General features: G+C 45.6%; 16 protein-coding genes. 3 read left to right on the top strand and 13 right to left on the bottom strand.

The genetic code is table 11. From position 1 onward, the window contains the following. Positions 1–63: 63 nt before the first annotated feature. The gene (locus DXC51_RS01140) at positions 64–609 is read left to right on the top strand and encodes an NADH peroxidase (protein WP_025488121.1); all 546 of its coding nucleotides are present in this window, start codon (positions 64–66) and stop codon (positions 607–609) included. Between the two features lie 371 nt (positions 610–980). Here the strand turns inward: DXC51_RS01140 and DXC51_RS01135 are convergent, their stop codons facing one another. Beyond that, on the bottom strand, positions 981–2153 hold the full coding sequence (locus DXC51_RS01135) for a uroporphyrinogen decarboxylase family protein (RefSeq protein ID WP_025488120.1): 1173 nt from the start codon (positions 2151–2153) through the stop codon (positions 981–983). A gap of 189 nt (positions 2154–2342) precedes the next feature. Here DXC51_RS01135 and DXC51_RS01130 point away from each other — a divergent pair, with 189 nt between their 5' ends. After that, positions 2343–3227 (top strand): AraC family transcriptional regulator, encoded by an 885-nt coding sequence (locus DXC51_RS01130; RefSeq protein ID WP_162162437.1) that lies wholly within the window; start codon positions 2343–2345, stop codon positions 3225–3227. On the opposite strand, the gene DXC51_RS01125 is transcribed toward DXC51_RS01130, so the two are convergent. Together DXC51_RS01125 and DXC51_RS01120 are read right to left on the bottom strand one after the other, a co-directional pair. After that, a complete protein-coding gene (locus tag DXC51_RS01125; protein WP_025488118.1) occupies positions 3214–4311 on the bottom strand; it encodes a glycerol dehydrogenase in 1098 nt (365 codons plus the stop codon). The two genes, DXC51_RS01130 and DXC51_RS01125, sit on opposite strands and share 14 nt — an antisense overlap. A 212-nt stretch (positions 4312–4523) precedes the next feature. After that, the gene (locus DXC51_RS01120; protein WP_025488117.1) at positions 4524–5369 is read right to left on the bottom strand and encodes a PocR ligand-binding domain-containing protein; all 846 of its coding nucleotides are present in this window, start codon (positions 5367–5369) and stop codon (positions 4524–4526) included. A 285-nt stretch (positions 5370–5654) separates the two neighbouring features. Here DXC51_RS01120 and DXC51_RS01115 point away from each other — a divergent pair, with 285 nt between their 5' ends. Beyond that, positions 5655–6680: a uroporphyrinogen decarboxylase family protein gene (locus DXC51_RS01115; RefSeq protein ID WP_117530819.1), complete on the top strand. Its 1026-nt coding sequence runs from the start codon at positions 5655–5657 to the stop codon at positions 6678–6680. A 250-nt stretch (positions 6681–6930) separates the two neighbouring features. Here DXC51_RS01115 and DXC51_RS01110 read toward each other — a convergent pair whose 3' ends face one another. The 10 genes from DXC51_RS01110 to DXC51_RS01065 form a co-directional block, all read right to left on the bottom strand. After that, entirely contained in the window at positions 6931–8178 is a 1248-nt protein-coding gene (locus tag DXC51_RS01110) for an adenosylhomocysteinase (protein ID WP_025488115.1), read from the bottom strand. A 284-nt stretch (positions 8179–8462) separates the two neighbouring features. Continuing rightward, on the bottom strand, positions 8463–9068 hold the full coding sequence (locus DXC51_RS01105) for a GNAT family N-acetyltransferase (RefSeq protein WP_025488114.1): 606 nt from the start codon (positions 9066–9068) through the stop codon (positions 8463–8465). Between the two features lie 58 nt (positions 9069–9126). Next, positions 9127–10026: a class I SAM-dependent methyltransferase gene (locus DXC51_RS01100; RefSeq protein WP_330406237.1), complete on the bottom strand. Its 900-nt coding sequence runs from the start codon at positions 10024–10026 to the stop codon at positions 9127–9129. A 93-nt stretch (positions 10027–10119) separates the two neighbouring features. Continuing rightward, positions 10120–11094: an aldo/keto reductase gene (locus DXC51_RS01095; RefSeq protein WP_025488112.1), complete on the bottom strand. Its 975-nt coding sequence runs from the start codon at positions 11092–11094 to the stop codon at positions 10120–10122. A gap of 92 nt (positions 11095–11186) precedes the next feature. After that, on the bottom strand, positions 11187–12782 hold the full coding sequence (locus tag DXC51_RS01090) for an arylsulfatase (protein ID WP_025488111.1): 1596 nt from the start codon (positions 12780–12782) through the stop codon (positions 11187–11189). A 20-nt stretch (positions 12783–12802) separates the two neighbouring features. Further along, the gene (locus tag DXC51_RS01085; protein ID WP_025488110.1) at positions 12803–14116 is read right to left on the bottom strand and encodes an ABC transporter substrate-binding protein; all 1314 of its coding nucleotides are present in this window, start codon (positions 14114–14116) and stop codon (positions 12803–12805) included. A gap of 13 nt (positions 14117–14129) precedes the next feature. Beyond that, positions 14130–14825: a carbohydrate ABC transporter permease gene (locus DXC51_RS01080; RefSeq protein ID WP_242991279.1), complete on the bottom strand. Its 696-nt coding sequence runs from the start codon at positions 14823–14825 to the stop codon at positions 14130–14132. A gap of 185 nt (positions 14826–15010) precedes the next feature. Further along, positions 15011–15919 (bottom strand): carbohydrate ABC transporter permease, encoded by a 909-nt coding sequence (locus tag DXC51_RS01075; RefSeq protein WP_021634260.1) that lies wholly within the window; start codon positions 15917–15919, stop codon positions 15011–15013. A 224-nt stretch (positions 15920–16143) separates the two neighbouring features. After that, on the bottom strand, positions 16144–17700 hold the full coding sequence (locus DXC51_RS01070; RefSeq protein ID WP_025488107.1) for a response regulator: 1557 nt from the start codon (positions 17698–17700) through the stop codon (positions 16144–16146). After that, on the bottom strand, positions 17666–19462 hold the full coding sequence (locus DXC51_RS01065) for a cache domain-containing sensor histidine kinase (RefSeq protein WP_025488106.1): 1797 nt from the start codon (positions 19460–19462) through the stop codon (positions 17666–17668). Before DXC51_RS01065 ends, DXC51_RS01070 begins: the two co-directional genes overlap by 35 nt. Positions 19463–19676: the final 214 nt, after the last annotated feature.

Raw genomic sequence — 19676 nt, 5'->3', positions numbered from 1 at the left:
CGCAACTCCCGGTTTCCGGAGCAGTTGTAATAAAAAATATATTAAAATTAAAAGGAGAAAAAAATTATGAAATTCGTATGTCAGGTATGTGGTTATGTTTATGAAGGCGAAAAAGCACCGGAGAAATGCCCCGTTTGCGGAGCTCCCGCAGAGAAATTCACCGCACAGAGCGGAACAATGGAATGGGCTGCTGAGCACGTTGTAGGTGTTGCTCAGGGTGCAAGCGAAGATATCATGGAAGACCTGAGAGCTAACTTCGCAGGAGAATGCTCTGAAGTAGGTATGTACCTTGCAATGGCAAGAGTTGCCCACAGAGAAGGCTATCCTGAAATCGGCCTTTACTGGGAAAAAGCTGCTTATGAAGAAGCAGAGCATGCTGCAAAATTCGCAGAGCTGCTTGGCGAAGTAGTAACTGATTCCACAAAGAAGAACCTGGAAATGAGAGTAGAAGCAGAAAACGGCGCAACCGCTGGTAAATTCGACCTGGCTAAGCGCGCAAAGGCTGCCAACCTTGACGCTATCCATGACACTGTTCATGAAATGGCAAGAGACGAAGCTCGCCACGGCAAGGCATTCCAGGGCTTACTGGAGAGATACTTCGGCAAATAATATTGGGAACTCCTCCAAGAGATCTATATAAATTCACACAGAAGGCATCCCGGATTCCAATGGAATCCGGGATGTTTTTTCATAGGAAATCTCATAAATAAAAGAGACCAAGACTAAAATATCACTCAGGCCACCGTGCCCGCCGCCCTGGTGAATAAAATCACCAATAAAAAGAAAAAGGATTCCGGGACGGCATCAGTAGCGCTTCCTATACCGAACACGGCGCAATGAAATCTTGCTTACATTCACCACAAACAACCGGATTTCCTACACCCCTAAAAAATGGTGATATGGTATATCCTGTCACATTCCGCGTTGCTTGAGTTTTTTGTATTGTAAATGAAACGTATGAAAAAACAAGCCTGAATTCATCAGGAGCAGGCAGCCCCGCTCTCTTCCATAACCACCTTCAGGCGCCGGATATAATATCTGTAATTCTCCAGCGTGGAATCCGGCGTCGCCTGATGATCGCAGCCCGGCACATAGCCGCCGCTGCGGATCACAGGGAGAATCCGCTCGAATTCCCTGTCTATTGCATCCTTCCCCTGTTCAATCACAAGCTTGTTAAAGCCCCCGATAAATTTCAGCCCGGGATAAAGCTCCCTGACCTTAACAATATCCATTCCCGCATTCACATCCATGGGAAGGAAGCCGTCCACGCCCGCAGCAATAAACTGCGGAATCAGCCTGTTAAAATCACCATCCGTATCCACAAAAATATTTTTCACACCCTTTTCCTTCAGAAAAGGGAACAGCTGTCTGTAATAGTCCGCCACAAATTCCTCAAAGGTATCCGGCGAAATCATCGGCCCGTTGCAGCCGCTCAAATCCTCCTCAAAAAGCATGACCTCCGGCTGGATAATATCAAATATTTTCCCATGCTTTTCCCGGAAGACCTCCACCGCAAACCGGTTCATATCATGGATTACCTCAGGCATGTCGTAAAAGGCATACATCTGCCCCTCGATTCCCAGCAGCGTACGGGGCAGCCAGAAGAAGCCCTGCGCCCTGAAGCGCAGTGAAAAATCGCCTCTTTTGTGGGCCTGCGCATATTTCCCATAAACCTTCCCGATATTTTCATCGGTACAATACAGCTCCAGATGCTCCCTTACCTTATCCTTCAGCGTATACCAGTCCTTTTCCTCCTCCACCGGCGCCTTCAGTTCCTCCACAAGATTGCTGTTTTTATGGTACTTTCTTATCCAGCCATCGGTATCCTGCCTGACGACATAAGTTAAGGTTTCGTCCAGGACCGTCGTATCAAAGCATGCAAAGGGGATACGGAAGGCCATGCGCTTCACTCCGTCAAACCCCAGGTATTTTTCATATTCATACACCGGCTCCGTCATTTCATCGCTCAGATATCTCTCCATGTAGCTTCCGGCCTGCGGATACAGCCGGCTGGCCGCAAATTTTTCAGGCAGTCCCTGCTTACACCAGTTATTCACCGTCTTGTCCCATGGAAAAAAGGTTTCCAGTACCGATCCTCTTTCCGTCCTTTTTTCAAAGCCCAGTGTCATTAAAAGTCTTTCCGATTCCGTCATTTCCACTACCTCCGCGCACTCCGGCGCACAATAAATTCAAGAGGGAAAGGGACGCGCCGCCCTCAGCCTTCCCGCGTTTTGTCCATTGTAGCATGCGGAGGACAAAACCGCTTGTAAACAGCGGTGCTTTTTGTGTAAAATACGGACTTTTCTCTTGCTATGCCTTTCCCCGCCGTTTATAATCTGAGTATGAAAACACAGGAATATTTAATTCACAGCAGCTACATAACCGCCCGTACCTCCCTTCCGCTGTATACCGAAGAATACCGTTATACCGCGCATTTATCGGAAGCCGCGCATTCCCATGAATTTCTGGAAGTAGGCATTATTCTGTCCGGGAGGATGATGCATAAAACGGAGAGGGGAAACAGGCTTCTTACGGAGGGATGTGTATATTTCATACCTGACGGACATTCCCATGCCCTGGAGCCTGAGCCCGGGCTTATTGTACGCAATCTCTATCTTCTCCCCAAAATATTCCTGTCAGATGCCTCCGAGGAAAGCACCCCTGTCATGCTTCAGGATTTTCTTCTTTACTTTACCGATCCCGGCCTGCGCCAGACAGCCGAAATCCGGCTGCCCCAGGATCAGCTGACGGCTGTCAGGTCACTTTTGGAGGCCTGCGACACGCCGCCCTGCTGTGATCTGCTTTCCGACGCCTTCCGCTATCACTGTCTTATGAACGTGCTGCTGCTTCTGTGCGATAGCTTCGGCCGGGCCTGCCCGGAATGTCTCGTACGCAGGGACGCCCGTATTTACCGTATTCTACGGCTCATCCGGGAAAATCTTTCCCTTTCCACAGGGGATCTGCTGCGCACCATCTCCGCTGAGCTTTTCTTAAACCCGCAGTACATCAACCGGCTCATAAAAAAAGAGCTGCACACAACTCTCTCCGCCCTGATATTGGATACCAGGATTGAAAAGAGCTGTGAGCTGCTCCTTAAGGGTCATACGATAACGGAAACCGCCGCCGCTCTGGCCTTCTACGATCACTCCCATTTTCATAAGGCTTTCGTCCGCAGGCTGGGAATGACGCCGTCAGAGTACCAGAAAAAAAACTTTACAGGCCTTTGAAATATCTTCCGTAGGCATCGGCCGCCATGATTGCCGCATAAACCTTTTCCGGAGTCACTTCAAAGGGCATATTATGAAGCGTATCTGTTTCCGCGCAGGCCGCTTCCGCCACTGCCATGATTTTTTCCTTCGTCACTTCTTCAATTCCCAGCTCCTTCAGGGTTACCGGAAGGCCTACCTCGATGCAAAAGCCGATAATATCCTCCAGCTCATCCGCAGATACATCCTCCAGTACCAGCTGGGTAATTGTTCCGAAGGCTACCTTTTCACCATGATACATATGGTGGCATTCCTCCAGAACCGTAAAGCCGTTATGTATGGCATGCGCTCCTGCCAGTCCGCCGCTTTCAAAGCCGATTCCGGAAAGCAGGGTATTGGCCTCGATTACCTTTTCCACTGCAACCGTGCAGGCGCCTGCCTCCAGAGCCACCTTGGCCTTAACTCCTTCCTCCATCAGCGTATCGAAGCACAGCTTTGCCAGCGCATGGGCTGCCAGGGTTCCGCGTCCGCCCGCACAGGTAAGCGCATCCTTCGCCTGTACGGCACGCGCCTCAAAATAAGTAGCAAGAGCGTCGCCCATACCGGCAACGGTCAGTCTTGCCGGGGATTTCGCGATAACCTCCGTATCCATCAGAACCATATTAGGATTGGCCGGAAGGAACAGATACTCCTCAAAAACGCCGTTTTCCGTATAGATAACGGAAAGCGCGCTGCAGGGCGCATCCGTGGAAGCAATAGTCGGGCAGATGATAACCGGCGTACGCCTGTAATAGGCCACTGCCTTGGAGGTATCCAGAATCTTTCCTCCGCCGATGCCGATGACCATATCGCAGCCTTCCTTTTCCATCACTTCGATCAAACGGTTGATTTCCGTTTTACAGCATTCGCCGTTAAAATAATCGAATATCGTGCTACAGCCTGTGCCGGAGAAGCTTTCCTCCACCATGCTGCCGATTCTTTTATAGCCTGATGCACTGATAAGGATCAGCGCCTTCTTTCCATACCCCTCCGCATATTTTCCCAGCCTGGAGAGTTCACCCGCTCCCTGAACATATTTGCTGGGGCTGTTTAAAATGTTTGCCATAATACTTACCTCCTGTCGGTTGTCTGTAATTTTTTCCGCGGCAGCTGCCAAAGCCAGGCTTGTTTGCCCCGGCGGCAGTTTGTTATAAAATTAACATGCCACAGGATCATTGTATAATTGCCAGGGAAGGAAGTCAAATTAAATTTCCTTAAAAAACAGATAAAATTTCAGTCATCCGGACTGTCATCAAATCTCTCATATGCCAGTGCCCGCTACGGCTCTGTAAAGGACCTCCTTCGATATTTGCTTGGAGACATCCCTTCCTGCCTGCGAAACAACTTCGCAAAATAATTATAATCAGGAATCCCCACCTGTGCCGCAATTTCCGCAATGCTGCAATCCGACTGCAGCAGCAGCTGTTTTGCCTTATCCAGCCGTTTCTTCTGTACCAGCTTCCCCGGCGCAATGCCGAAGTACTCCTTACTGCAGTGATACAGTGTGGTTTTCCCCACATCCAGCTCCTGAGCCAGACTTGGCAGACACAAATCTCCGTCCAGATGCCGCTCGATATACTGCTCCAGCCGCGAGGACAGCTCCTCCTGCTGTAGACGGATGGTCTGATCCATCCAGATGTAGGAGGCACACGCCTGCAGAATATAGGCATAAGACTCAATTTCCTTATCTGAGACACTTTTCATTTTTAAGAATACACTTTTCAGGTAATCAATTTCCATCTGCTCCTTCAGGAGACTTTGCTTTAACTGCCACCACTGTTTTTCACTATCATTATATGTGCGCATTTGGCCAAGCATCAGATAGCCAATTACCTGATCCTGACCGAAAACCGGGGCAATTACCTCCGTAAGCCCGGCATGGCAGCGGTAAATCAGAAGCTTACGCTGCTGCTTTGCCTGCGCAAAGGCGGCGGCGTCACATAGCCTGCAGGAATTCAGGCCGGCTTGCGTGGATCGGATCAGACGGCAAAAGCCGCTGTGACCCACAGGATAAGCACAAATCTCCGAAAAATGCAGATCATAAATTCCCACACGCATTCCGGTAATGGTATGGTAATGACGAAGCAGAACCATCAGCTTCTCCTTATCAAACTGAACCTTCATCCCAATCTCCCCCTCTTCCTACAATAGATACTCCACTCCCTGTAATAATACAAAAGGACTAATAATTAGTAATATTAATCCATATACGAATAATTTTACTAATTATAGTCTGTTTTATACTATAAGCCAAGCCTGTTTCCGGGTAAAATATAAATAGAAAATAACAGCGGCAAAAGCCCAGATGATGTATGGACTATAACACACAGCATAAATTAAAAAGAATTCCCACATTCTTCCGGGAATCTGTTATGGGCTGCAGCCAGGAGCGGATAAGGAGGATTCTATATGACCAGAAGGCAGGCCGTAATCGAAGCGCTGCAGCACCATGAGCATGATACAATACCCTTCCACATGGATTTTACAAAACAGGCTCTGGACCAGTTGATAGCGTACACCGGAGATGAGCAAATTGAAGAAAAAATCGGCGGCTATATCAATATTATCCAGTATTGGGGATGGCCCACGCAGCTGCCCGACAAGCCGGGCTATTTCCGCGATGAATTCGGCGTTGTCTGGAACCGCAACGGCGCGGACAAAGACATCGGCATCGTGGAATCGCCACAAATAGAAGACCTCGAGGACTATCACTACGAATTCCCCGCCTTTGATGAGAAAAGGCTCCGCAGTGAATATGAGTCCCTCATTGCCAATAACGGTGACCGTTTTACGGTAGCCGGATTCGGCTTCTGTATGTTCGAGCGTGCCTGGAGCCTGATGGGAATGGAAAATGTACTGATGAACATGCTGCTTTGCCCGGATGAGCTGGATGCACTTTTTGACCGCATTTGTGACTACTACCTCCCCATGATCGATCTGGCACTGGAATACGGTGTTGACGCCGTCTATTTCGGAGACGACTGGGGACAGCAGAGAGGGCTTATTATGGGTCCTGACCATTGGCGTCATTTTCTGAAGCCCCGAATGGCAAGGCTTTATGCCAGGGTAAAGGAAAAGGGAAAATACGTCATTCAGCACTCCTGCGGCGACTGCCATGAAATTTTCCCTGATTTAATCGAAATCGGACTGGACTGTTATCAGACCTTTCAGCCGGAAATCTATGATATTGCGGAAATGAAACGGCTCTATGGCAAGGATCTTACCTTCTGGGGCGGAATATCCACCCAACAATGCCTGCCTTATGCCACACCGGACGGGGTCTGCGATGAAATCCGCCGGGTTTCCAGCATCCTGCGCAGGGGCGGCGGCTATATACTGGCTCCCACACACGCTTTATCCTTCGATGTACCGCCTGAGAACATCCTGAAAATGGCGGAGGTGTTCCATCATCAGGACAAATACCTTTCCCGCTGAAACCATCCGGGAATAATATCCTTTCCGCTCCATCCTTCCGCAAGCAGCCTAAAAAAGAGCTGTGCGCACCATGCCCGTGCGTCAGCTCTTTTTACCACAGCAGCTTTTTACCGCCGCTGTCATCGCTAATTCATTTCACTGTTATATATTTCCGCTCAGCTGCTCTAATCCTTCGCAGTTACTTTTTCCCCATACTGCTTTCCCGGGCGATAATGATTTCCCGGTGCTACTGATTTCCCGGTGTTCTTGCTTATACCAGGGATTTATTCAGATAAGCCTCCTGCTCCGCAGTCAGCGTATCGATTTCCTTGCCCATAAAACGCAGCTTTCTCGCTGCAACATCCTCATCAATTTCTACCGGCACATCGATGAGCATCTCTGTCATTTCACGGCCATGCTCCACCAGATATTTCGCGGAAAGCGCCTGAATGGCAAAGCTCATATCCATGATTTCCGCCGGATGTCCGTCTCCTGCTGCCAGGTTAACAAGACGGCCCTCAGCCAGAACGAAAATCCACTGGCCGGTAGGCAGCTTATAGCCCATGATATTTTTACGCATTTCCTTTGTCTCCACAGCGATTTTACGAAGGCCCGCCATGTCGATTTCGCAGTCAAAATGTCCGGCATTGCACAGAATAGCGCCTTCCTTCATCACAGCAAAATCCTCTTCATCAATTACCTTGTCACAGCCAGTTACCGTCACAAAGAAATCGCCGATTTTGGCAGCTTCCTTCATGGGCATTACCTCAAAGCCGTCCATTACCGCTTCGATAGCCCTCACCGGATTGATTTCCGTTACAATCACCTTGGCGCCCAGGCCCTTTGCCCTCATGGCAACACCCTTGCCGCACCAGCCATAACCGGCTACAACAACATTCTTTCCGGCTACAATCAGGTTGGTGGTACGCATCACGCCATCCCATACGGACTGGCCCGTACCATACCTGTTATCAAAAAAGTGCTTGCACTGCGCATTGTTGACACGGATCATAGGGAACTTCAAGTCCCCGGCCCTGTTCATGGCCTCCAGGCGGATAATGCCTGTGGTGGTTTCTTCGCAGCCGCCCAGGATATTGGGGATCAGCTCCTGCATTTCCGTATGAACCATATGCACCAGATCCCCGCCGTCATCAATGATGATATTGGGACCTGCGGACAGTACTGCACGGATATGTGCATTGTATTCTTCTTCCGTTGCTCCATACCAGGCATGAACCTCCAGCCCGGCCTTAACCAGCGCCGCCGCCACATCATCCTGTGTGGAAAGAGGATTTGATCCGGTTACATACATTTCAGCGCCGCCTGCCGCCAGCACCTTACACAAATATGCGGTTTTCGCCTCAAGATGGACGGAAAGGGTCACTTTTTTCCCGGCAAACGGTTTGCTCTGGCTGAATTCCTCTTCCAGCATCCGAAGCAGATCACAGTTTCTTCTGACCCATTCGATCTTCTGCTCGCCGGATTCGGCCAGGTTAATGTCTCTGATTTCGCTACTCATATTAGTTCCTCCTAAAATTTGCAGTTTCCGTCCCCGCCCAGGGAACGGCATACATTACATTCACCAGCCGAATTTTTATTATAGTGATGGTCGTCTGTCCTGTCATCACTGGAGTATTCCGTTCTTATGGTAGCAAAGATACTGTAAAAATGCAAGACCGTGCCCTGGTTTTTCCTCCTGATTTGACCTATATTGTTACGGTTTACGCTACACTTATGGCCGGGACCTGTTCGTCCCGGATTTTGTTTTGTTATGTCACGGATTTTATCCCTCTTTTTACGCCGTCACCTCCGTTTTCCGCCCGCTTCCCATTCCTCACGCAGCATACGGTATTCCACCCGATCCCTCATTTTCCCATGCATCCAGACTTTTTTCTTCATATCCGCTTCCTTTACCAGTCCGCACTTTTTCATCACCTTTTCGGAACCTTTATTTTCTGGGTCACAGCCGGTAGTCAGCCGGAATACCCTATTCTCCTCAAATGCGAAACGCAGCACCTCCGCAAACGCCTCTGACATATATCCCCTGCCCCAGAACCTTTTCCTGCTGAAATACCCGGCGTGAACCAGCTTTCCCACCGGTGTCTCCTCCGTAACCGTATAGCCGATCTCCCCTATCAGCTCTCCCGTTCCCTTCTCCTCCATTCGCAGGAAATACTCCCTCCTGGGCTGTGCCGTCACCGCCCTGACCGAGTTTTCCAAATCCCGTCGGGATTCTTCCAGGCTGTGAGTCATAATGTCCGGCAGATAATACATCACCTCCGGATCAGACAGCATTTCATGATGGCTTTCCAGATCCTCCAGCCTGTGATCCCTGAGAATCATACGCGCGGTTTCCAGCCGGATCGCTCCCGGCACCGCATTCTGTGTCTCCTTTATAAAATCAGTCATATCTCATCCCTTCCCGGTTATTCTCAAATACTTTTTCTCAGCTTTTTCAAAGTATATTTCAGAAACCACCGTTCTCCTTCCCGCCGTTCTCAGGCAGCTTCCTCGCAAAAACAGTATCCATACAATGCTTATGCCCAATCCCGCCGCTTCGGCAGTCAAAAACTGTCTCCCTGCATTCCTCAAGCAGCCAGTCCCTGTAATAGGTAAAAAGCTCTCCGGACACCCAGTTTTCCCCGCCGTCCGAATCAGGCGGCACGGGAATAAACGGTTTTTCCACGAACACATTAATTGCATGCATGCCGCCAGGCGCAGTATGAGCAATATAATTCTCCATGATTTCCCTGCGCAGCTCTGGCAGGATATGATGGAAAACCCCGGAGCTGTATATTACGTCAAACTCCTCATCCAGCCGGTAATCATGCAGATCCGCCCTGAAAAAATTAACCTCCACCTGATGGATATCTGCCAGCCGCTTCGCCTTCTCAATTCCGGACTCCGTCACATCAAATGCTGTTACCTGATATCCGTTTCTTGCAAAAAAGACTGCGTCTTTCCCTTCCCCGCAGCCCACCTCAAGCAGCCGCAGCGGCCTGGTGGGATAGCATCTGCGCAAAAGCTCCAGACACATTTCTCCGGGCATAGTTCCCCAATAATATTCCTCAATTTTATAACGCTCTTCATAAGGCGTTACCGCTTTCTTTTTCGGGATATATCCCATCAGCGTGTCGATATCCGTCTCCAAAAGCCCCGCCAGTGCGGGAAGAAGAGATATGTCGGGCAGCGACTGGGCATTTTCCCACTTGGAAACAGCCTGGGAAGAGATGCTCAGCCTCTTTGCCAGCTCCTCCTGGGTATATCCCCTGGATTTCCTGAATCTTGCAATATTTTCTGCCAGCCGTAGTTCCATCCTGCTCCAATCCGTATGCTGAAAGAGCATACAATTTTTATTAACTGCCATTTTTACAGCCCTATTGTAACACGAACCGGAGCCCCGGAAAATAACGGGACATTAGAAAAACCGGCAGAAATCAACTGCCGGTTGTAAAATCTCCTACCATTGATAGGACTGTGTTCTTTTCAAAAAAATCAGGTCCTTCATTATTTCCTCCGGGACCTCCCTGTCAATACAGTCAAGCCCCTGCCTCAGCTGCGCCTCGCTGCCAAAACCCGCAATGGGGATGGATGGAAACCCCGCCATTTTCACATAGCTGAAAAGGAAATCCGTCACCTGGTAACCCTCGCTCACATACAGCTTCAGCTTCCGCAGGATAGCTTCATTGGCATCCCCGTGATACCGCTCCTTCTGCTGTGCGGACACCGGCTTTCCCGCCATACGTTTGGAAAAATATCCTCCCGCCATACACATATAAGCCATAAAAGACAGCTGCGTTTCCTTTTCATACCGGTAATACTCCCCGTCAAGAATGGTAAGCTGCGGCTTCACAAGCGTTTCCGGAACCACATCCGCCAGAACAAACATCATCTGATTGCATGCAAACCCTCTCAGGCCGTGCTCCTTTGCATACCTGTCGGCCTCCTTCAGACGTTCCAGGCTCCAGTTGGAACATCCATAATAACGCAGATTTCCTCTGCGGACCTCATCCTCCAGCGCCTCCAGCAGTTCCCCTGCCGGCACCTGCGGATTATCCCTATGCAGAAAATACAGATCAATATAATCCGTTTTCAGACAGCGGAGGCTCTCCTCCACATCCTCACGCAGACTATGTACATCCACTCTGGAACATTCCATATCATTAATTGGAGGATGGCAGCCCTTAGTGGAAAGAATCACCTTATCCCTCTTACCAGCCAGCCACTCCCCGATCACTTTCTCGCTGCAGCCCTTTTCCTCACAGGCCCAATCCCCGTAAACATGAGCAGTATCAATAAAATTACCGCCGCCGTCCAGGAAAACATCCATCTGCCGGAAGGCCTCCTCCCGGCTCCTCTTCGTCCCGAAATCCGCAGTTCCCAGGCACAGCTGTGATACCTGAAGCTCCGTATTCGTCAGACCGACTTTCTCCATTTCCTGTCCCTTCCTTTCCCCATACCCTTCTGTAAATGTAATGATGATAGTTTATTCTAACATTGTATTATGGAAAGAGGAAGGGGGATTTTCTATACTTCTGAGTTCTTTATGATTTCAAGAATTTTCTCTCTGCTTTTTACACCAGTTTCCTGTGCCCACTCTTCATAAGCCTTAAGCAGTTCTTTTTTTATTTCCGGATGTTCTCCTGAAATATCATGCAGCTCCGTTCTGTCCAGCTCCATATCATATAACGCAAAATCCTCAGGATAACAACGGACCAGCTTATACCTCCCCAGCCGAACTCCGCAGTTACCCTCATGTTCCCAGAAAATCGGACGTTTTCTTTCCCACTTTTCCCGTACACTGGAGAGGAAACTTTCCCCTGCAACCGGATGAATCGGGGTTCCTTTCCATTCCCTTGGATACTCAGCTTCTGCAAGCTCAAGAATCGTGGGCATAATGTCTATAAAATGAATTGGAGTTTCCTCTACCCTTCCGGGATTCTTAATATTATCCCCCCAGGAAACCACACAGGGAGCAGAAATACCGCCTTCATGGATCCAATGCTTGAAAAGCCGGAACGGTGTATTACTGGCGTTAGCCCAGGGAAGCCCGTAGCTCATATAGGTATCCTCTTTTCCGGGACGTCTCTTTGATAAATTACCAATCTCAACTTTTTCCCCATTAAGTGTCCTCTCAGAAGCAAAATTACAGATCCACCCATCCTCCGGAAGCTCTTCCGCACATGCCCCGTTATCAGATGTAAATAAGATAAAAGTATCCTTTTCTAATTCCAACTGGGTAAGCTTTTCCCTGATTTTTCCTATTTCTCTGTCCATTTCTTCTATTTGCGCCGCATAAACGGCCATCTTAATATCCTCCCAGTCCTTATCCTCAATTTCATCCCAATCAGGAGAACCGGTGTCCCGGGGAGACATATCCCAGATATCCTTTACAATTCCCATCTCTAACTGCTTTTGATATCTTCGTTTTCTTATTTCGTCCCATCCGACAAGATAAGTCCCCTCATAGGCTGCAATATCTTCTTCTCTCGCATGCAGAGGCCAGTGCGGCGCATTAAATGATACATAAAGGAAAAAAGGAACATCATCTCCGGAGAACCTTTCAAGAGCTTCACATGCTTTCTCTCCTATTTTTTCCGTATAATAAAAATTATCCTCAGGCCGGATATTAATCCATTCCCCATTTTCCATTAATGTCACCGGGTTGTAATAATTTCCCGCGCCCTCCAATGTACCATAAAAATAATCAAAGCCTCTTTGCATTGGTGTGGGATATCCCTTTTTTCCTGCCCTTTCCAATGCTTCTCTTGTTTTCTGGTAACCTCCCCCCACATGCCATTTCCCAATCATTCCGGTCTGATAGCCCGCGCTTTTTACGCCTTCGGCAAGAGTAATACATGAATCATTCAAATAACCCTGATATTCTTTAATTCCCAGATTTTCCATCATCAGGCCAACTCCGGCCTGATGAGGGTATAATCCGGTTAGCAGCGATGCTCTGCTAGGGCAGCATCTTGCATTGTTATACATATGATTGTATCTGATTCCCTGAGCCGCCATAGCATCCAGACAGGGGGTTCGTATTTCCGATCCAAAACAGCCTATATCAGAAAATCCCATATCATCAGCCAGCACAATAATTATATTTGGTTTTTTTCCCATTTTACGCTATACTCCCGTTATTATTGCTGTGAATCAATTTCTGCCCTGGCAGCTTCTGCCGCATCCTTCAGTGCCTGTTCCGGTTCTTTGACCCCGTTCATAATCTCCTCATATGCCTGCACTTCATATTTTGTCACTACAGAAACCCATCCGCTTACAGGTCTTCCGGTTCCCTTTTCCACGCTTGCCATAACCACCTTATTCAATTCCGGATTTTCCTGAATATATTTATCTGACAGAGATACTCTCACCGGAATATTTCCAAATTTCTCATACCTGTTCCACATTTCATCTGAATTATAAAAATATTTAGCAAATTTCCAGGCTGCTTCTTTATTTTTACAGGTTTCGCTCACTGCCATTACACGATATCCAGTAAATGCAGCCTCCTCTCCTCCATTTAGATAAGGAAAGAAACCCAGCTTATCTTTCATTGAAGGATCTTCCTCCAATATTTTTTTTGCGGAATCCAAATAAACTATTCCTATTGCACTTTTACCGGATAATACCGGATCATCTGTCCCGCGCTGATATGTAATCGTTAGCTTTTCATCTATAAATTTCTTAAGAAATTCCATCGCTTTTATGGCACTTGGCTGATCAATACATATTTCTCCCTTTTCGGAATCGATAATTTTATTTCCTGCCTGTCTCATAAAAACTTCCATTAAAGTAACATTCGGATCCGATATGGGAACGTCAAAACCGCCTCTTTCTACATTTCCGCTGTCATCCATAACCACCAGTTTCTTCGCATAATCGTAAAGCTCCTCCCATGTTTCAGGCGGCGAATTCGGATCCAGTCCGGCCTCTTTGAAGTAATCTTTCCGGTACATAACTACCTCAGGAACAGGAAAACCTCCAATTCCATAACTTATTCCCTGATATTTTCCAATATCAATACTGGCGTCAAATATATCCTCCTTATCCTCCCAGCCTTCAATATATTCTGACAAATCCATAAAATCTCCCAGCGCTGCCCTTTGTCCAAAGGTATTCAACGGACAAAGAATTACATCAGGATAGGTATTGCTCAACATTGCAGCATTCAGCTTTGTCTCCATATCCTGCCAGTCCCCTCCTTGCAGAAGTTCCACTGTAATTCCCGGATTCTTGCTTTCAAAATTAGAAATAAGCTGTTCATAGTATTCAAGGTGCTGCTCATCGCCTGCCGCTTCATTCGTAAGAAATGTCAGATGAACCTGTTCCTGATTCTCCTCCTGTCTCCCCTGTCCGGAGACTTCTTCCGTTTTATTATCCGTACTGTTTCCACATCCCGTGAGCATGGACATCAATATACAGCCTGTTAATAATAGTGCAATTCCCTTTTTCATTTGATTTCCTCCATTAATCCTTCAAACCAGTTGTTGCAATTCCCTCAATAAAATATTTCTGAAGGAACAAAAAAAGTATAATAATTGGTAATATAATTACGGCAGTTGCCGCCATCGTATACTGCCATTCATTTCCGGATTCACTTCTGAACCTGGAAAGCGCCAGCTGCACTGTATAAAACTTGTCTTTTTGTGTCATCAGAAGCGGCCATATATAGTCATTCCAGGTTGCGGTCGCTCTTAATACCACCATGGTTGCAATTGCAGGCTTTGATAACGGCATATATATTCTTACATAAGTACCGAATCTGGATAATCCGTCAATTCTGGACGCATCATCCAGAGAATCCGGAAAATTTAGCATAAATTGCCTGAACAGAAAAACTCCGAATGCACCAGACAGATAAATCAGTATTAGTCCCTGCGTTGTATTTAAAAGTCCGGATCCTCCCATGCCAAAAATATTATTGCCTCCTGCAAAAGGTATATATTTCATAATGACATAGGCTGGAAGCATAGTAACCTGCGCAGGCACGATCATTCCCAGCAGCGCTATTCCAAATAATGTATCTCTGCCTTTAAAATGCAGCCGCGCAAAGGCATATCCTGCCATGGAATTAATGATAACCGCTGCAGCCGTACTGATTGCGGTAATAGTAAATGAGTTTAAAAAGTACCTGCCCCATCTGCCAGACTGAAACAACTCCACATAATTCTCCCATCGGATTCTTTCCGGAAACAAATGAAAGACAGGAGATTTAATTTCCGTATAGCTTTTCAGCGAAGTGCTTAACATCATAAAAAATGGAAAGCACATAATTAAACATAGAATTATCAGTACAATATTTCTTAGAATATTTCTGCCTGTACTCCTTTTCATGTCTTTCATCCCCCTCAATTGCCCGTATCATTACTCTGGCTGCCAAATCTGAAACTTAAGAAAGTAAATAATAATACAAAAATGGAAAGCACCATTGCAATAGCAGAACCATATCCAAGCTTATATTCTGTAAAACTTCTTGTATAAATCTGATGAACCAGTGTGGTTGTGGAATTTAAAGGCCCTCCGCTCGTCATAACAGTTACCGATTCAAAAACATTAAACGAATTGATAATATTTGTAATAAAAATAAAAAAGATAATCGGCTGTATCATCGGTATTGTAATATATCTGATTTTTGCCCATCCTTTTGCACCATCCATTGACGCCGCCTCATATAAAGCCGTTGGTACTCCCTGAAGGGCCGCAAGAAACAATACCATATTATAGCCAATCCCTTTCCACACATTCATTGCAATGATACAGGGAAGTGCGGTGGATTTCTGAAGCAGCCAGTTGACCGGCTGTAATCCTAAGGCTTTCAATATTTCATTAAATACACCTCCATGAGGTTCATACATCCACAGCCAAATCATAGCTGCCACCACCATAGATGTTACATAAGGAATGTACATACATGATCTGGCAAATTTTGTTATCCATTGATTACGGTTCAGAAATACAGCCAGCAAAAAGCTGATAATCATTGTAAACAAAACATTAAACACGGTATAAAACAAAGTATTTTTGAAAGCAATCCCGAATAATTTATCCTTGAACAATTCTATATAATTGGTAAATCCAACAAAGTGAATTTCCCTCATATTATAGTTCATAAAGCTGAGGATAACATTAATCACAATAGGTACGATAACAAAAAGCATTAACAGAATGAAAAAAGGTGCAATCATAGCATACCCCGTTAAACGGTCACTCCCTTTTTTCTTTCCAGTATTTAAACCTTTTTTTTGCAAACCTCCCACTCCTTATCCTTATTATTTATAGATACAGATTTGTAAAGGCCGGCCTTCCCTTTTCAGATGCTTTACTTTGCTGCCCTGCATCTAAAAAAATTATCTGTACACCTATCATAACAAAGCGTACAGATAATCATTAGTAAAAAATATTCCATTTTTAATACAGATTATAGTTTCAAAAAAATAATTACAGCCGAATATAAAAATATTTGGAAAAAATAATACTTTTTTTATATTTTTTGAATGTCAGAAGGTGTCTTTCCCGTATATTTACGAAATACCTTACAGAAATAGCTTACTTCATGATACCCGACCATATCCCCGACATCTGCCACCGAATATCTGCCTTCCTTCAACAGCTCCACCGCCCTTTGTATTCTCTGCTGATTCAGATAGCTGCTGAAATTCGTGCCCGTATAGTTCTTAAACATTTGTGACAGATAACTGTAATTTACATGAAATTCCTCCGCCAGACTTTTTAAAGTCATATCCTCCTCGATATGCGAGTTCACATACTCGAAAATATCTAAAAAAAGAGGATTTCTGCTTTTTATCAAATCCTGTTCCCCGGCACTCGTCAGTTCTATCAGCAACTGCCTGAACACCTTATAGAAGCTGTCATAATAACTGCACTCCTCCAGCTGCCTGAAATACTGCATCTGCTTCATTCTTTCACTGCTATTGTCTTCATTTTTCCGCACATTCACCATAAGGATATGCAGTATTCCCTCTGCGGACTTCAATAAATCATAAGGGTCCATAAAATCATCACTTACAGCCGTTTTCAACAGGTCATCTGCGATTTCCATAATTACATTTACATCTTTTACAATACAGGCGTATCTCAGTTTTTCACCATCAAGTGACCATATTATTTTGTCCATATGCCGCTGGCTACAGTCAAAGCAAGTGTTTTCCCCTAAATAAAAGCAATAGGATAGGCCTCTCTCCGAACTGGTTCTTGACCTCGGAATTTGTGAAAAGCTGTTAACCATAATACCTGCTGCCATACGGAATGAAATTCCGTTGCCCGGAACAATCCTTTTTTTCAGAAATTCACACAATATTTTCGAGGTATCTTTATTCCATACCGCAATGAAATATATACGTCCCATATTCTCCTGCATCCGGACCATACCTTCCTCAAACTCCGTCAGACATTCACGTATCCTGTTTAAAAGTTCTGCTTTTTCTTCCCCTCTCAATTCCTGTTTATCCTTAAAAAATTCCACTGTATATACGGCCAGGCGTCTGCTGTTCCATATTAACCCCAGACTCTCTGCACTCTTTTCCGCATCTTTATCTTCAACTTCTGTACAGAACAACAACCGCTTTAAAAAAGCGCTCCTTTCGATCTCCAATTCATCAGGAATTCTAAACTCTTGTATTCTCTTTCTATGTAAAATATCCTCGCCAACCTTATTTACAACATCAAGAAGGCTGTCAAAGTCAATCTGCACTTTTAACAGGTAATCGGCAGCCCCCGCTTTCATAGCCTGCCTCACATACTGGAAATCACTGTAATTGCTCAAAACAATAATTTCCACCTCCGGATACTGAATCTTCACCCTTTTTATCAGTTCAATTCCATCCATAACAGGCATCATGATATCCGTAATAATTATGTCAGGCAGTTCCGTCGCCATCAGTTCCAACGCTTCTCTGCCGTTTTGTACGCTGCCAATAAGTATCAGTCCGTTTTTGCCCCAGTCTCCCAGAACCTCAAGTCCCTGTCGAAGTATCGGTTCATCCTCAACAATCAGTATCTTCTGTCTCTTTTCCCTCATTTTTAATTTCATCTCCCTCACTCAATATATAGGGCAAATGGACTTCTACCGTAGTCCCGCAACCCGGCTGGCTGAATATTGCCAACCCATATTTTTTCCCATACAGTGTCTGAATCCGATCCTGCACATTAGCAATACCTATCTCTGAAAAATTCCCCTCTCTCTTTCTGTCACTCAAAAGTCTTTCTACCTCTCCGGCTTCCATGCCCACTCCATTATCACTGATTTCTATACAGATTCCGTCCTCATCCCGCTTTCCATATATCATTACTATTCCCGATGCCGAAAGAGGTGCAATACCATGTATAATAGCGTTCTCCACTATTGGTTGAAGCAATAGCTTAAGTATTTTACACTCCATGATTTCCGGTTCCGCATAGATGCTTTCTCTCAGAGTATTACCGTAACGGATATTCTGAATATTTATATACTGTCTTACCCCTTCCAGCTCCTCCTCCAGGGTTATGGTACTCCTGATATCCCCAATAGTCATACGCAGCAGCCCGATAAGCGATTGAGCCAATACTTTAATTTTTGAATTTTCCCCCATTTGTGCAAGATAAGAAATTGATTCCAGAGTATTGTATAGAAAATGAGGCCTGATCTGAGCCTGCATTGCCTTTAACTCAGCGTTTCGCAAAAGCTGCTGCTGATAGACCAGATCCTTCATATATATCTTCAGATCCTCCACCATCATATTGAACCCTTCGGCCAGCACCTTAATCTCATCGTCCCTCTGATAATCCATATGCTCTGAAAATTTTCCCTTTGTAACCTGCATCATACAATGCTTTAACTGGTTTATCGGCCTTCCAAAATATAACATCAACATCAAAGTCAGAACTACTGTAAACACAATCATAACCAGTATAAAAATTCCCAGTACCATGCGAAGCCAGAAAACCTCCTCTGACATCTGCTTAAATGGCACCATATCCACAATCCACCAATTAGTTCCGGAAATTTGCTTCTTTAACACCATATAATCCCTGGAATTAAGACGAACTTTTCTGTCAAGGCCGCTATCCAGTTGTTCTGCAGTCACTCCATACTGTTCCGAAAAGCTTTCTCCATTCTGTTCCCGGATGCTACTGGAAGCAATTGTCCCATACTCATCTACAATACATATGGTATTATTTAAATTCAAAGTGCCTTTATATAGATCAAAAAAAACCTTTTCGTCCGTTTCGGCAACTATGTAATACAAAACCCTGCCATGCTTGTCTTTAACCGCCTTAATAGCACTGATAATAAACCGTCCCTCATTGTTTTTACCAATTCCGGTACTTCCTCCCTCCCATATAATACTGCGGCTCGAAGCCAACTTGGAAAAATAAGGCTTTCCTTCCAGCCAGGTAAAATCTGTTCCCTCCGTAACCATTCCGTAAACACCGCCTGAAGCATCAAATAAAATAATATTGCAGTTATTCAAAGGCTGTGTATTTTTAGTCTGTCTGACAATGTCTACGGCACGAGCTTCCATTTGAATCATCTCATACTCCGACGCATTGTTTTCCATAAAAATTTTTTTGAGATTTTCATCGTAGTACAGAGAAGTAATGATAGCCAGATTCTTCTGCACTTCAAAATCAATACTTTTGCTGAGTTGCCAAACAACGTCCTTATGTGCGTTGTACATATTTTTCGCTATGGCATGCTTTGCAAAAGAATAAGCTATAATTCCCATTGAAACTGCAGTAACGCTTCCCAGAAGAACAAACAGCACCGCTACTCTCACCAGAATACTCTTTCTCCAGTTCATATACTCCCCCTCAATCCTTTTTATCTTCTTCCCTGCCCTTACCTATTGCCTTATTCTATCATTGTATTGTATAAAGGGAAAGAGTTCGGAATGTTTTCAGAATGCATCACCCTGCAACCACAATTTGCTTGTAATTCCCCTTCATTCCCTGCATAATGATAACAGTACCAAAAATTAACAACACAACGTTTTTTCAAACACGTCGGACAGACAG

The sequence above is a fragment of the Eisenbergiella massiliensis genome, assembly GCF_003435485.1.
Note: the sequence above shows the minus strand (reverse complement) of the source record. Positions and strands in the feature narration are given on the sequence as shown.